Genomic DNA, 14,432 nt, shown 5'->3' with positions numbered 1-14,432 from the left:
ACGGTCACCGGGACGCGCGGACCGACTCCTCGCAGGGGTCGGCCAGCCGCTGTGCCGTGCGGCTCGCGGACTCCCGTGCCCACCTGCCGCTGGTGAGCCAGCCGACGACCACCACGCACAGCCCGCAGCCGGCGATCACCCACCAGGCGGGGCGGCTCGCGGCGACGAAGCCGTCGGTGTGGGAGGACGCGGAGACACCGGCGGCGAGTACGGCGCCGATGACGGCGACACCGAGTGTCTGGCCGATCTGGCGGCTGGTGGAGGCGACGGCGGAGGCGACTCCGGCCTGGGCGCGGGGCATCCCGGAGACGGCGGTATTCGTGATGGGCGCGTTCACCATGCCGAAGCCCAGGCCGAACAGGACGTAACCGGTGAACAGCAGCGTCTGCGAGGTCTCCGCCTCGAAAGCCGCGAACAGCACTCCGCACAGCCCCATCCCGGCGCCCCCGACCAGCAGCGGGAGCCGCGGCCCCCGGCTCGCCACGAGCCGGCCCGACAGCGGCGCGCAGACAAAGGTGAGGCCGGCCATCGGCAGCATGTAGAGCCCGGCGTGCAGGGCGGAGAAGCCCCTCACGTCCTGCAGGTACAGGGTGTTGAGGAACAGGAAGCCGCCGAGCGAGGCGAACGCGCACACCGCGATGACGGTCGCCCCGCTGAACGGGGCGCTGCGGAAGAACCGCAGATCGATCAGGGGGTCGCGGCGCCTCGGCTCGTACAGCAGCAGCGCCACGAGCGCGGCAGCGGCGAGCGCACCGAAGAGGGGGTCCACCTCGATGATCGCGTACGTGAGCGAGCCGAGGAGCACCATCACCAGGAGCTGGCCGACGGGGTCGGGGCGGCGGGGCCTGGGCGCACGCGACTCCGGGACGTAGCGCCAGGTGAGCAGGAGAGCGGCGATTCCGACGGGGAGGTTGACCCAGAAGATGGACCGCCAGCCGACGGAGTCGACGAGCACACCGCCGACGACGGGCCCTGCGGCCATCGAGATGCCGACGACGCCGCCCCACACCCCGATCGCGCGGGCGCGCTCCCGTGGGTCGGTGAAGGTGTTGGTGATGATCGACATCGCGACCGGGTTGAGCATGGAGCCCCCGGCGGCCTGCACCATCCGGAAGGCGATGAGGGAATCGAGGCTCGGGGCGAGCGAGCAGAGCAGCGAACCGACGGTGAACAGGACGAGCCCGGCCTGGAAGACCTTGCGGCGTCCGATCCGGTCGGCGGTGGAGCCGGCGAGCATCAGCAGGGACGCGAGGACGAGCGTGTAGGCGTCGATCACCCACTGCATCCCGGCGACGGAGGCGTCGAACTCGTTCCGCAGCGAGGGCAGGGCGACATTGAGGACGGTGTTGTCGAGGCTGACGATCAGCAGGCTCATGCAGCAGATCGCCAGGATCACCATCCGGCGCCGGCGGCCGATCTCGGGCATGCGGGAACAGTACGCCCGACGAGCGATTCCGGCAGTGCGCGACAATGGGCGAATGACCACGCTCGCCCCCGCCTCCACGACCATGCTCCGGATCGGCCCGCACACCGTGCAGCCGCCGGTGGTTCTCGCGCCCATGGCCGGCATCACGAACGCGCCCTTCCGCACGCTGTGCAGGGACTTCAGTGGCGGCAAGGGCCTGTTCGTCAGCGAGATGATCACCACGCGGGCGCTGGTCGAGCGCAACGACAAGACGATGCAGCTCATCCACTTCGACGAGACGGAGACCCCGCGCTCGATCCAGCTGTACGGAGTGGACCCGGTCACGGTCGGCAAGGCCGTGCGCATGATCGTGGACGAGGGTCTGGCCGACCACATCGACCTGAACTTCGGCTGCCCGGTCCCCAAGGTCACCCGCAAGGGCGGCGGCTCCGCGCTCCCCTACAAGCGGCCGCTGCTGCGCGCGATCCTGAACGAGGCCGTGTCCAACGCGGGCGCTCTGCCGGTCACGATGAAGATGCGCAAGGGCATCGACGACGACCACATCACCTATCTCGACGCGGGACGCATCGCGGTCGAGGAGGGTGTCACGGCGATCGCGCTGCACGGGCGTACGGCAGCGCAGCACTACGGCGGCACGGCGGACTGGGACGCGATCGCGCGCTTGAAGGAACACGTTCCCGAGATCCCGGTGCTGGGCAACGGCGACATCTGGTCGGCGGACGACGCTCTGCGGATGGTGCGCGAGACCGGTTGCGACGGCGTGGTCGTGGGCCGCGGCTGCCTCGGGCGCCCCTGGCTGTTCGGGGACCTGGTGGCGGCCTTCGAGGGCCGCGAGGACCGCGCTCGCCCGACGCTGCGGCAGGTGGCGGACGTGATGCTGCGGCACGCGACGCTGCTCGGGGAGTGGATCGGCGACGAGTCGCGCGGGGTGGTCGACTTCCGTAAGCACGTGGCCTGGTACCTCAAGGGCTTCGCGGTCGGCTCCGAGATGCGCAAGAAGCTCGCGATCACCTCCTCGCTGGACGAACTGGGCGCTCAGTTGAGCGAGCTGGATCTGGATCAGCCGTGGCCGGTGGGCGCGGACGGCCCGCGCGGCCGGACCTCGGGAAACAACCGTGTGGTGCTTCCGGACGGCTGGCTGAAGGATCCGTACGACTGCGCGGGTGTCGGCGAGGACGCTGAACTGGACACTTCGGGCGGCTGACCGGTGTCACGGCGGGTCCGGATGTTGGAATTTCGTCACCTCGGGCGGCGTGATTCTCGCCACCCCTGATAGGGGGTGCGCTCAGATGAGCGATATGCGGACGGCTGCACCTCTCAAAGGGTGGCACTGAGTGCCATCCCTTTGGTCTTCGGATTCCGAGGCTTGTCGTGACACTATGCTGATCAAATCGCCTCGATCGATTGCTGTCCGTGGTGATTGCTTCAGGACTTGAACACGAGACTCCAAACCTGCGACGCCCCGCAACACTTTCGATCTGCTGGCGGACGAGTGGTTAAGGCCGTATGACGCGCAAGTGGACGTACCGAGGTGCCTTCGATCTGGGTATGTTCCTCGCCGTCAGGGCAGCCACCGAGTCCTCGAGGAGTCGAGACCCGTGTCGGAAAACAAAGATCAGAAGTTCGTCTACGACTTCACCGAGGGCAACAAGGACCTGAAGGACCTGCTCGGCGGTAAGGGTGCGAACCTCGCCGAGATGACCAACCTCGGCCTTCCCGTCCCTCCCGGCTTCACGATCACCACCGAGGCGTGCAAGGTCTACCTCGACAGCGGTGAGGAGCCGGCGGCGCTCCGCGACGAGGTGAGTGCGCACCTCGACGCCCTGGAGCAGTCCATGGGCAAGAAGCTCGGCCAGGCCGACGACCCGCTGCTCGTATCCGTACGCTCGGGCGCCAAGTTCTCGATGCCCGGAATGATGGACACCGTCCTCAACATCGGGCTCTCCGACGAGTCCGTGACCGGGCTCGCCTCGCAGGCCGGCGACGAGCGCTTCGCGTGGGACTCCTACCGCCGCCTCATCCAGATGTTCGGCAAGACCGTGCTGGGTGTCGACGGCGAGCTCTTCGAGGAGGCCCTCGACGAGGCCAAGGCGGCCAAGAAGGTCACCGTCGACACCGACCTCGACGCGGCCGACCTGAAGAAGCTGGTCAAGCACTTCAAGAAGATCGTCAAGACCGAGGCCGGACGCGACTTCCCGCAGGACCCGCGCGAGCAGATGGACCTCGCCATCCACGCGGTCTTCGACTCGTGGAACACCGACCGGGCCAAGCTCTACCGCCGCCAGGAGCGCATCCCCGGCGACCTGGGCACCGCCGTGAACGTCTGCTCCATGGTCTTCGGCAACCTCGGCCCGGACTCCGGCACCGGCGTCGCCTTCACCCGTGACCCCGCCTCCGGCCACCAGGGCGTCTACGGCGACTACCTGCAGAACGCGCAGGGCGAGGACGTCGTCGCGGGTATCCGCAACACCGTGCCGCTCGCCGAGCTCGAGTCGATCGACAAGAAGTCGTACGACCAGCTGATGCAGATCATGGAAACCCTCGAGACGCACTACAAGGACCTGTGCGACATCGAGTTCACCATCGAGCGCGGCCAGCTGTGGATGCTGCAGACCCGGGTCGGCAAGCGCACCGCCGGTGCCGCCTTCCGTATCGCCACCCAGCTCGTGGACCAGGGCCTGATCGACGAGGCCGAGGCGCTGCAGCGCGTCAACGGCGCCCAGCTCGCCCAGCTGATGTTCCCGCGCTTCGACGACACCGCGAAGACCGAGCTGCTCGGCCGCGGCATCGCCGCCTCCCCGGGCGCGGCGGTCGGCAAGGCCGTCTTCGACTCCTACACCGCGGTCAAGTGGTCCCGGTCCGGGGAGAAGGTCATCCTCATCCGCCGTGAGACCAACCCGGACGACCTGGACGGCATGATCGCGGCGGAGGGCATCCTCACCTCCCGCGGCGGCAAGACCTCGCACGCGGCCGTCGTCGCGCGCGGCATGGGCAAGACCTGTGTCTGCGGCGCCGAGGACCTCGAGGTCGACACCAAGCGCCGCCGGATGACGGTGGGCGGGACGGTCATCGAGGAGGGCGACGTCGTCTCCATCGACGGCTCCACCGGCAAGGTCTACCTCGGCGAGGTGCCGGTCGTGCCCTCCCCGGTCGTCGAGTACTTCGAGGGCCGGATGCACGCGGGCGCCGACGACGCCGACGAACTCGTCGCCGCCGTGCACCGGATCATGGCCTACGCCGACCGGGTCCGCCGGCTGCGCGTACGGGCCAACGCCGACAACGCCGAGGACGCGCTGCGTGCCCGCCGCTTCGGCGCCCAGGGCATCGGCCTGTGCCGCACCGAGCACATGTTCCTCGGTGAGCGCCGCGAGATGGTCGAGCGGCTGATCCTCGCCGACACGGACGACGAGCGCGAGCAGGCGCTCGGCGCCCTGCTGCCGCTGCAGAAGAAGGACTTCGTCGAGCTCTTCGAGGCGATGGACGGTCTGCCGGTGACGGTCCGTCTGCTCGACCCGCCGCTGCACGAGTTCCTGCCCGACATCACCGAGCTGTCGGTGCGCGTCGCCCTCGCCGAGTCCCGCAAGGACGCCAACGAGAACGACCTGCGCCTGCTCCAGGCCGTGCACAAGCTGCACGAGCAGAACCCGATGCTGGGCCTGCGCGGTGTCCGTCTCGGCCTGGTCATCCCCGGTCTGTTCGCCATGCAGGTGCGGGCGATCGCCGAGGCCGCGGCCGCGCGGAAGAACGCCAAGGGCGACCCGCGCGCGGAGATCATGATTCCGCTGGTGGGCACCGTCCAGGAGCTGGAGATCGTGCGCGAGGAGGCCGACCAGGTCATCGCCGAGGTGGAGGCCGCCACGGGCACCGACCTGCGGCTGACCATCGGCACCATGATCGAGCTGCCGCGCGCCGCGCTGACCGCCGGTCAGATCGCCGAGGCGGCGCAGTTCTTCTCCTTCGGCACGAACGACCTCACCCAGACCGTGTGGGGCTTCTCCCGCGACGACGTGGAGGCCAGCTTCTTCACCGCGTACCTGGAGAAGGGCATCTTCGGGGTCTCGCCGTTCGAGACCATCGACAAGGACGGCGTCGGCTCGCTCGTACGCAGTGCTGTGGAGGCCGGCCGGGCCACCCGCCCCGACCTCAAGCTGGGTGTCTGCGGCGAGCACGGCGGCGACCCCGAGTCGGTGCACTTCTTCCACGAGGTGGGCCTGGACTACGTGTCCTGCTCGCCGTTCCGCATCCCGGTGGCGCGCCTCGAGGCGGGCCGTGCCGCTGCCGGCTCGGCCGGGAGCGACTCCCGGTAAGGCTCGTAGGTCCGGAGCCGTCACCGGGCTCCGGGGGTGCACCCCGGAGCCCGGTACCGCGACCCTCACCGGCAACCCGGTGGCGGTTCCGGAACATCACAGCGGAAGGGGCGGGCGCCTGTGCGGGGCGCCCGCCCCTTCCCTATGTCAGCGTGCCCGCAATGACGTGATACGTGCCTGCTGATTAGTCGTTCAGTTGAATTGCGTACGTTTAACGGGAATCGAATTTCCGCCGTTCGTTGCGCAAAGAAGAGGCGGAGCGCGGCCGACGGATCCCCACCCGTCGACCGCGCCCCATTACCCGTGCCGGACACGGAGCCGCAACCTCCGCCACCGCCGCCGGACGCAGGGGCCCCCCACGGTCCTTGCTGCGTCACATCGGTGAAGTAGGTTTCATGCCCGACGTCGTACAGCCTTTCGGTTGCCAGGGTGGTCCCGCGAGGCGTTTCAACTGTGGCTGAAACACCGTGGTAACAACGTGTGATTGCATGCATACTCAGTGATGGGGGCGATTGCGGATGCAACATGTGGGGGTTCGGTGCTTCGAATTCATTTCAGTGCGGACGACCTGGCCGGAGTACGGATGGCGGCCAGGCCGGACGCGTTGTGGGAATCGATTCTCAGTTTTCATCGATTGCGCGACCGCAGAGGCGCACTCGTCTTCGGCGAATGGCGCTCCGAGGCGCGGGCCCGGTTGAAAGGTGAAACACGCCTCCTTGCCCAACTGGTGCCGCCCCGCGGTTATTTCCCCGACTTTCTGACGCCCGCGGAGGGCCGTGACGGCCTCGACGCGGGGCTGGAGGCGCTCCGGGCCACTGCGCCCGCCCGGCTGCAGAACGAGCTCGCCCTGGCGGCCGGACACCGCCCGCCCCGCTGCGCCCTGCCCGCCCGGCTGCTCGCCCTCGCCGAAGGCAGGCAGGAGGCCGTCTCCCGCCTCGTGGACGCCCTGCGCGCCTACTACCGGGCCGCCGTGGAGCCGTACTGGCCGCACCTGCAGGCGCGGGTGGAGGCCGACCGGGCCGTGCGCGGCCGCGCTCTCCTCAACGGCGGTGCCGGCGAACTGCTCGACTCGCTGCCGCCGGTGCTGCGCTGGCGCGCCCCCGTGCTGGAGGCCGACTACCCGGTCGACCGGGAACTGCACCTCGACGGGCGGGGACTGCTGCTCCAGCCGTCGTTCTTCTGTCGCGGCACCCCCGTGGTCCTGCGTGACCCGTCGCTGCCGCCGGTACTCGTCTACCCCGTCTCGCACGGCGGCGAGCCGGCCTTCGGGGACGCCGCGGGCCCTTCCCTCGGCAAGCTGGTCGGCCATACGCGCTCCGCGGTGCTGCAGGCCATCCGCAACGGCTGCACGACCAGTGAACTGGCCCGCAGGGCAGGGGTGTCCCTGGCCTCCGCGAGCCAGCACGCGGGGGTGCTGCGCGACGCCGGACTTGTGGTGACCCTGCGGCACGGCAACGCGGTGCTGCACACCCTGACTCCGTTGGGCGCCGCCCTGCTGCGCGGCGGCGCCACGGAGGAGGCCGAGCGTTACGCGCGGAACGGCCCGGTCACCTCGTAGGTGATACCACCGGACGAACTGCCGCTGGTGCCGCGCTGGCTGGAGAAGTACAGCCGGCTGCCGTCGGGGGAGAAGGCGGGCCCGGTGATCTCCGAGGAGGACTGACCGCTGATCCGCAGGAACGGCGCGACGACGTCGTTCGGGGTGATCACACAGATCTCCATGTCGCCGCCGTCCTCGGCGACGAACAGATCGCCGGACGTGGCGCCGGTGACGTTGTCGACGCCGGTCAGCGGCGCGCCGCCGCCGACCACCAGCGAGTCGTCGTAGGCCAGTTCATAGGTGTTCGACGCCAGGTTCAGCTGCCACAGGCGGTTGTCGCCCTTGGTGGTGAACCAGACGGTGTCGTTCGCGTAGTGGCAGCCCTCGCCGCCGTTGAACTTCTTCGCGCCCGACACCTGGCTGCGGGTGGCCGTGGGGGAGCCGTCCGGGTCGGGCACGTTCGCCCAGCTGAACGAGCCGGACGTGGCCGTGCCCGCCACCAGCACCTGCAGGGTGCCGGCGGACAGGTTGCCCCAGGTGGTGGGGACGAAGCGGTACAGGCAGCCGCTGGTCTCGTCCTCGGTCAGATAGATCACCTTGCGGACCGGGTCGGCGGCAGCGGCCTCGTGCTTGAAGCGGCCCATCGCCGGGCGCTGCGCGGCGGCGTTCACGCCGTACGGATCGGCCTCGTAGACGTAACCGAGGCTGACCTCCTCGCAGGACAGCCAGGTGTTCCACGGGGTCCTGCCGCCCGCGCAGTTCTGGCGGGTGTTCGACAGGATGCGGTAGGCGCCGGTGATCGTGCCGGTCGCGCCGAACTTCACGGCGCTCGCGCCGCCGGAGGGGTTGATCTCCGAGTTGGAGACGTAGATCCACCCGCTGCCGTCGGGGTAGCAGGCGCCGCCGTCAGGGGCGCTGTGCCAGGTGTACGAGGTGGAGCCGACCGTCTGGCCGGACCGGGCGATCACTCGGCTGGTGAACCCGGCGGGGAGCCGGATCCCGTTCGCGTCGGCGGCACCGAGCGCGCCGTAGGGGCCCGCGCCGGGCTGCGCGGGAGCCGCGGAGGCGGCGCCCTGCCACAGGGTGAAGCCGAAGGCCGCGGCCGATGTGCCGACGACCGCTCCGCGCAGGAAACTGCGACGTTCCACTTGTCACTCCAGGGGTGGTGACGACCGCCCCGCCGTGCCGGTCGGCCCAGCGGGGTCGCGCGTTCGCAGAACCTAGGTGCGCCGAGTTGCGGCCTCCTCAACGGAGGGTGACCGTGAGGCGGTGGGCCGTGTGAAGAAAATTCGCGTCCGGACACCGATGAGTATCGCCCGGACCGTCCGTCTGACCCTTTGAACGCGCCGCACAGCGGAGCGCATGACGAGAGAGAGCCCATCATGACCCAGATGATCTTCGTGAACCTGCCCGTCAAGGACCTGGAGGCGAGCAAGTCCTTCTGGACGAAGCTGGGTTACTCGTTCAACCCCCAGTTCAGCGACGAGAACGCCGCCTGTCTCGTCATCAGCGACACCATCTACGCCATGCTGCTGACCGAGCCCTACTTCAAGCAGTTCACCAAGAAGGACATCGTGGATGCCGCCACCTCCACCGAGGCCATCCTGTGCCTGAGTGCCGAGAGCCGCGAGAAGGTCGACGAGCTCGTCGACGGCGCGCTGGCCGCCGGCGGTTCGCCGTCCAACGAACCCCAGGACCACGGCTTCATGTACGGCCGCTCCTTCCAGGACCCCGACAACCACCTGTGGGAGGTCATGTGGATGGACGTCGAGGCCATGCAGCAGGCGGGCTGAACGACAACACGTCTGCCGGGCCGCTCGAAGCGGCCCGGCAGACGGTGGTGGTGCCGCCCACGCGTCGCGAAGGGTCAGGGCAGTGACAGACGACGCGTGAGCGGAGTCGGGAACCCGGCGAACCGGCTCAGTACAGCCGCACCTCGTACGCCCGCACCGCCATCTCCTCGTCGTCGAGGCAGCGTCCGCTCTCCAGGTCGAAACGCTGCTTGAGCAGCGGCGACGCGACGAACGGACGGCCCGCGGCCGAGCCGATCAGCCCGCGCGCCAGGACCTGCGCGCCGCTGAACGGGTCGCGGTTGTCGATCGCGTACGGAGTACCGTCACGGTCCAGGAACAGCGCGACCTGGCGGCCGTCCGGCAGCAGGGCGGTGACCCCGCGGCCGCGCGTGAGGCGGGGCAGCGGGCAGACCGCCAGCCACTCCTCGCCCAGCCGGAGCTGGAGCATCGTGTCCGTGTTCTGCAGCGTCTTCTCAGGGGCGACAGTCATCGGGCGGCAGTACCTTCCAGGGCTTCGTCCAGCGGACGGATGGACAGCAGCGGCAGATCGGGCTTGACCTGGTCGCGCTCGGGCACGAACCTCACCGTGGGGTCCGGCACATCGGGTGCGTTGACGAACGACACGAACCGCAGCAGCCGCTCGGGGTCGTTGAGCGTCTCGGCCCACTCGTCGCGGTAGCCGGCGACGTGGTCGGCCATCAGGGACTCCAGCTCGGCGCAGATGCCCAGCGTGTCGTCCACCACCACGTCACGCACGTGGTCGAGGCCGCCCTCGATCCGCTCCAGCCAGGTCGAGGTCCGCTCGAGCCGGTCGGCGGTGCGGATGTAGAACATGAGGAACCGGTCGATCAGGCGGATCAGCTCACCGTCGGACAGGTCCTGCGCGAGCAGATCGGCGTGGCGGGGAGTCGCACCGCCGTTGCCCCCGACGTACAGGTTCCAGCCGTTGGCCGTGGCGATCACGCCGAAGTCCTTGGACTGGGCCTCCGCGCACTCGCGCTGGCAGCCCGAGACCGCCGACTTCAGCTTGTGCGGCGAGCGCAGACCCCGGTAGCGCAGCTCCAGATCGATCGCCATGCGAACCGAGTCCTGCACTCCGTAGCGGCACCAGGTCTGCCCCACACAGGACTTCACGGTCCGCAGCGCCTTGCCGTACGCGTGCCCCGACTCGAAGCCCGCGTCCACCAGCCGGCCCCAGATCTGCGGCAACTGGTCGACCCGCGCGCCGAACAGATCGATCCGCTGACCTCCGGTGATCTTCGTGTACAGACCGAAATCGCGTGCCACCTCGCCGATGACGATCAGCTTCTCGGGAGTGATCTCACCGCCCGGGATGCGCGGCACGATCGAGTACGAGCCGTTCTTCTGCATGTTGGCGAGGAAGTGGTCGTTGGTGTCCTGGAGCGCCGCCTGCTCGCCCTCCAGGACGTAGCCGCTCGCACCGATCGTCGGTGCCAGCGAGGCGATGATCGAACCGACGGCCGGCTTGCAGATCTCGCAGCCGTCACCGCCGCGTGCCGCCTCCCGGCCCTGCGCGTCCAGGAGCCTCTGGTACGAGGTGATGCGCAGCGCGCGCACGATTTCGTACAGCTCCTGGCGGGTCTGTCCGAAGCAGCCGCACAGTCCCTTGTCGACCTCGACACCCGATGCCTCCAGCTCGGCGTTGACCAGCTGGCCCAGCACCTTGACGCAACTGCCGCATCCCGTACCGGCCTTGGTGCACTTCTTCACCTCCGGCACCGTGGTGCAGGAGTGCTCGGTGACCGCCCCGCGGATGGTGCCCTTGGTGACGTTGTGGCAGGAGCAGATCACGGCCTCGTCGGGCAGCGCGGAGGGCCCGAGCGCGACCGGCGCACCGGCGCCCGCGGGCAGCACCAGCTGCTCGGGCGACATCGGCGGCACGGAGCCGGTGAAGGCGCGCAGCGTGCCGTACGCCTCGGCGTCGCCGACGAGGATGCCGCCGAGCAGCGTGCCGTCGCTGCCGATGACCAGCTTCTTGTAGAGACCGGCGCGCGAGTCGGAGTAGACGACGTCGAGGCAGCCGTCGGCCGTGCCGTGCGCGTCGCCGAACGAGGCGACGTCCACGCCGAGGAGCTTCAGCTTGGTGGACAGGTCCGCGCCCGTGAACGACTTGACCTCGCCCTCCAGCGCGGCAGCCACCGTCTCGGCCATCTCGTAACCGGGGGCGACCAGTCCGTACACCCGCCCGTCCGAAGCGAGCGCGCACTCGCCGATCGCGTACACGGCCGGGGCCGAGGTACGGCACTGCTCGTCGACGATGATGCCGCCGCGCTCACCGACCGCCAGACCGGCGTCCCGGGCGAGCTGGTCCCGGGGCCGTACGCCGGCGGAGAAGACGACCAGGTCGGTGGGGAGCACCGAACCGTCCGACAGGGCCATACCGTTGACCGCGCCGCTCTCGTCGGCGGTGACCTCCTGGGTGCCGACGCCGGTGTGGACGCTCAGCCCCATGTTCTCGATGGTGCGCAGCAGCGCCGCGCCGCCGCCCTCGTCGACCTGCACCGGCATCAGCCGCGGTGCGAACTCGACGATGTGCGTCTCGAGCCCGAGCCCCTTCAGGGCACCGGCCGCCTCCAGACCGAGCAGTCCGCCGCCGACGACCGCGCCGGTACGGGCCGTCTTCGCGTACTCCTCGATCGCGAGCAGGTCCTCGATCGTGCGGTAGACGAAACAGCCCTCGGCGTCCTTGCCCGGCACCGGCGGCACGAAGGGGTACGAGCCGGTCGCCAGCACCAGCGAGTCGTAGGTGAAGCTCAGCCCGGCGCGCGAGGTGACCGTGCGAGCCGTGGTGTCGACCGACTCCGCCGGGTCGTCCAGGTGCAGTTCGATGCCGTGCTTCTCCAGGAAGCCGTCCTCGACCATCGACAGGTCGTCGGGCGTGTTCCCGGAGAAGTACGAGGTGAGGCGGACCCGGTCGTAGGCCGGCCGGGGCTCCTCGCACAGCACGATGATCCGCGCCCGCTCGGTGACACCACGGTCGGCGAGGGCCTCGAGGAATCGCTGGCCGACCATGCCGTGGCCGACGACCACGATCGTGGGAGTGATCGCGGGGGTGGACATCGCGGACATCGCAGCCATGTCAGAGGCCTCCATCATTGGTGAGCAGGTGGAGCAGGGGCACGGAGTCGGGAAGGGCCTCGTCGCCCTCCCAGGCCCGGGCGAGCGCGCCTACCGCGGCGAGATCCCCGAGCAGCACCCCGCCGACGAGCCGGTCCCCGCGGACGACGACCTTGCGGTACGCGCCCCGGGTGGCGTCGGCGAGCTGGACGACGTCGTCCCCCGGGCGGGGGGTCGGGTCGCCGAACGCGGCCAGATCGAGCGGACTCGTGGCCGAGGAGAGTGTGAGCCGGGTCAGCGCCCGGGTGCCGGTGTAGCGGGCGCCGTCGGAGTTCAGCACGGACGCGAGGACGTCCGCCTGTTCCAGCGCCGGGCCCGCGAGACCGTGGACCACGCCGTGGTGCTCGGCGCAGTCGCCGATGGCGTGGATGTACGGGTCCGAGGTGCGCAGTTCGTCGTCGACGACGATGCCCTTGCGCACATCGAGGCCCGCGTCGACCGCCAGACCGACGCGGGGCCGCACCCCGCAGGCCAGGACGACGATCTCGGCGTCCAGTGCGAAGCCGTCGGCCAGGACCACGGCGGCGACCGCACCCTCGGGTGTGGTCCGCAGCCCGCGGACGCGGCACTCGGTGTGCACTTCGACACCGAGGAGCTCCAGGTGGGCGCGGAGCAACGCGGACGCGGAAACGTCCAGCTGGCGCTCCATCAGGTGCTCGCCCTGCTGGGCCAGCACCACCTTCGCGCCGCGAGTGGCCAGCGCACGGGCCGCGGACACCCCGAGCAGACCGCCGCCGACGACGACCGCCCGCGTCCCGGGCCGGACGGCGTCCGACAGGGCGGCGCAGTCGTCGAGGGTGCGGAAGGGGTGCACGCCTTCCGGGAGCCCCGGGCCGATTCCGCGGAGAGGCGGCAGGACCGGGTTGGAGCCGGTCGCCAGCACGAGGCGGTCGTAGCCGACCGTCGTACCGTCCGCGCAGCGCACCTGCCGCTGCTCGCGGTCGATGGCGGTCACCCGCACACCGCGCCGCACCGGCACCTCGGGCAGCGCGATGACCTCGGGGCCGTACCGGCCCGCGAGCACCTCCGCGAGCAGCACCCGGTTGTAGGGCGCGTGCGTCTCCTCGCCGAGGACCGTGACGCGGGCACCCGCGCCGAGCTGACGCGCGAGCCGCGCGCCTGCCGTCCCGCCGCCGATCACCACGATCTCCGAAGTCATGCATGCAGCGTGCGTCGTCGGTGTTACCCGGCAGGTTCCCTTCTGTTTCCCGCGAGGAACCTTGCCCTCAGCGAGGGGCGGGCGGTGCTGTGAGGGCGCGGGCGGTGCGGTGAGGGGCGTGGGCCGGTCGCACGGCGTCGCCCGGTCGCGGCAAGGGAGGGCTCCGCCCGGTCACGGGGAGGGAGAACCGCGCCCGGTCACGGGAGGGCAGAACCTCAGGTCACGCTCAAACCTGCCGCGATCGTTGGACGGCACACCTATCCCCTCCGTAAGGTCGCGCCGTGCCCGACATATCCCTGACCACCCTCCTCTTCCTCTGCCTCGCCGCCGCAGCAGCCGGCTGGATCGACGCCGTGGTCGGCGGCGGGGGACTGCTCCTGCTGCCCGCGCTGCTGCTCGGGCTGCCGAGCACACCGGCCGCGACCGTCCTGGGCACCAACAAGGCCGTCGCCATCGTCGGCACCTCGGGCGCCGCGGTGACCTATGTGCGCAAGGCGCCGGTAGCGGTGGGGACCGCGTTGCGGATCGGACTCACCGCGCTCGCGGGCTCCATGGCGGGGGCCTTCTTCGCGGCGGGCATCAGCAGTGACGTACTGCGTCCGGTGATCATGGTCGTGCTGGTCGGGGTCGCGGCCTTCGTGATGCTGCGGCCTTCGTTCGGCACGGCACCCGCCGAGGACCGGCGTCGCGTGACGCGGGCCCGCGCGGTCGCGGCGGTCGTCCTCGTCGGCGGCGGCATCGGCTTCTACGACGGTCTGTTCGGGCCGGGCACCGGCACGTTCCTGGTGCTGGCGCTGACCGCCGTTCTGCATCTGGATCTGGTGGCCGCCTCGGCGACCGCCAAGATCGTCAATGTCTGCACCAACGCCGGCGCGCTGGCGATGTTCGCGTACCAGGGCACCGTGATGTGGCAACTGGCTGCCCTGTTGGCGGTATTCAATCTGGCGGGCGCCATGATCGGCGCACGCATGGCCCTGCGCAAGGGCAGCGAGTTCGTCCGCGGGGTGCTGCTCGTCGTCGTCTTCTCGCTGGTCGCGAAGCTGGGCTTCGACCAATGGGCCGCGTAGGG

At 70.1% G+C, this 14,432-nt stretch carries 10 protein-coding genes; 5 read left to right on the top strand and 5 right to left on the bottom strand.

Annotated elements, in window-relative coordinates:
- Window positions 1-4 precede the first annotated feature (4 nt).
- Window positions 5-1,426, bottom strand: coding sequence for an MFS transporter (locus tag AC067Z_RS05235; RefSeq protein WP_478788093.1), 1,422 nt, complete (start codon window positions 1,424-1,426; stop codon window positions 5-7).
- A 52-nt stretch (window positions 1,427-1,478) separates the two neighbouring features.
- Between AC067Z_RS05235 and dusB the strand changes: the two genes are divergently transcribed.
- From dusB to AC067Z_RS05220, 3 genes are all read left to right on the top strand, one after another.
- Window positions 1,479-2,630 carry a tRNA dihydrouridine synthase DusB gene (gene dusB, locus AC067Z_RS05230; RefSeq protein WP_478788092.1) on the top strand — a complete coding sequence of 384 codons (1,152 nt, stop codon included), beginning with the start codon at window positions 1,479-1,481 and terminating at the stop codon, window positions 2,628-2,630.
- A 394-nt stretch (window positions 2,631-3,024) separates the two neighbouring features.
- Entirely contained in the window at window positions 3,025-5,733 is a 2,709-nt protein-coding gene (ppdK, locus tag AC067Z_RS05225) for a pyruvate, phosphate dikinase (protein WP_478788091.1), read from the top strand.
- 538 nt (window positions 5,734-6,271) lie between these two features.
- The gene (locus tag AC067Z_RS05220) at window positions 6,272-7,291 is read left to right on the top strand and encodes an ArsR/SmtB family transcription factor (RefSeq protein WP_478788090.1); all 1,020 of its coding nucleotides are present in this window, start codon (window positions 6,272-6,274) and stop codon (window positions 7,289-7,291) included.
- Here the strand turns inward: AC067Z_RS05220 and AC067Z_RS05215 are convergent.
- A complete protein-coding gene (locus tag AC067Z_RS05215) occupies window positions 7,261-8,421 on the bottom strand; it encodes an alkaline phosphatase PhoX (RefSeq protein ID WP_478788089.1) in 1,161 nt (386 codons plus the stop codon). The two genes, AC067Z_RS05220 and AC067Z_RS05215, sit on opposite strands and share 31 nt — an antisense overlap.
- Before the next feature lie 234 nt (window positions 8,422-8,655).
- Here AC067Z_RS05215 and AC067Z_RS05210 point away from each other — a divergent pair, with 234 nt between their 5' ends.
- Window positions 8,656-9,066: a VOC family protein gene (locus AC067Z_RS05210; RefSeq protein WP_478788088.1), complete on the top strand. Its 411-nt coding sequence runs from the start codon at window positions 8,656-8,658 to the stop codon at window positions 9,064-9,066.
- Between the two features lie 127 nt (window positions 9,067-9,193).
- On the opposite strand, the gene nirD is transcribed toward AC067Z_RS05210, so the two are convergent.
- The 3 genes from nirD to AC067Z_RS05195 are packed head-to-tail and all read right to left on the bottom strand — an operon-like array spanning window position 9,194 to window position 13,363.
- Complete coding sequence (gene nirD / locus AC067Z_RS05205; protein ID WP_478788087.1) at window positions 9,194-9,556, bottom strand: nitrite reductase small subunit NirD; 363 nt, start codon at window positions 9,554-9,556, stop codon at window positions 9,194-9,196.
- The gene (gene nirB / locus AC067Z_RS05200) at window positions 9,553-12,165 is read right to left on the bottom strand and encodes a nitrite reductase large subunit NirB (protein WP_478788086.1); all 2,613 of its coding nucleotides are present in this window, start codon (window positions 12,163-12,165) and stop codon (window positions 9,553-9,555) included. The genes nirD and nirB overlap by 4 nt, the downstream gene beginning before the upstream one ends.
- Before the next feature lies 1 nt (window position 12,166).
- Window positions 12,167-13,363 carry an NAD(P)/FAD-dependent oxidoreductase gene (locus AC067Z_RS05195; RefSeq protein ID WP_478788085.1) on the bottom strand — a complete coding sequence of 399 codons (1,197 nt, stop codon included), beginning with the start codon at window positions 13,361-13,363 and terminating at the stop codon, window positions 12,167-12,169.
- 281 nt (window positions 13,364-13,644) lie between these two features.
- On the opposite strand from AC067Z_RS05195, the gene AC067Z_RS05190 reads away from it, so the two are divergent.
- Window positions 13,645-14,430, top strand: a complete 786-nt coding sequence (locus tag AC067Z_RS05190; RefSeq protein WP_478788084.1) for a sulfite exporter TauE/SafE family protein — start codon at window positions 13,645-13,647, stop codon at window positions 14,428-14,430.
- The last annotated feature ends 2 nt before the right edge of the window (window positions 14,431-14,432 follow it).

This window comes from Streptomyces sp. NPDC043812, assembly GCF_056436245.1.
This window is presented reverse-complemented; position numbering and strand designations above follow the sequence as displayed.

Excerpts from the sequence above, each read along its gene's own strand:
- AC067Z_RS05235 (WP_478788093.1), bottom strand. The coding sequence starts at position 1,426 with ATGCCCGAGATCGGCCGCCGGCGCCGGATGGTGATCCTGGCGATCTGC.
- dusB (WP_478788092.1), top strand. The coding sequence starts at position 1,479 with ATGACCACGCTCGCCCCCGCCTCCACGACCATGCTCCGGATCGGCCCG.
- AC067Z_RS05210 (WP_478788088.1), top strand. The coding sequence starts at position 8,656 with ATGACCCAGATGATCTTCGTGAACCTGCCCGTCAAGGACCTGGAGGCG.
- nirD (WP_478788087.1), bottom strand. The coding sequence starts at position 9,556 with ATGACTGTCGCCCCTGAGAAGACGCTGCAGAACACGGACACGATGCTC.
- nirB (WP_478788086.1), bottom strand. The coding sequence starts at position 12,165 with ATGGCTGCGATGTCCGCGATGTCCACCCCCGCGATCACTCCCACGATC.
- AC067Z_RS05195 (WP_478788085.1), bottom strand. The coding sequence starts at position 13,363 with ATGACTTCGGAGATCGTGGTGATCGGCGGCGGGACGGCAGGCGCGCGG.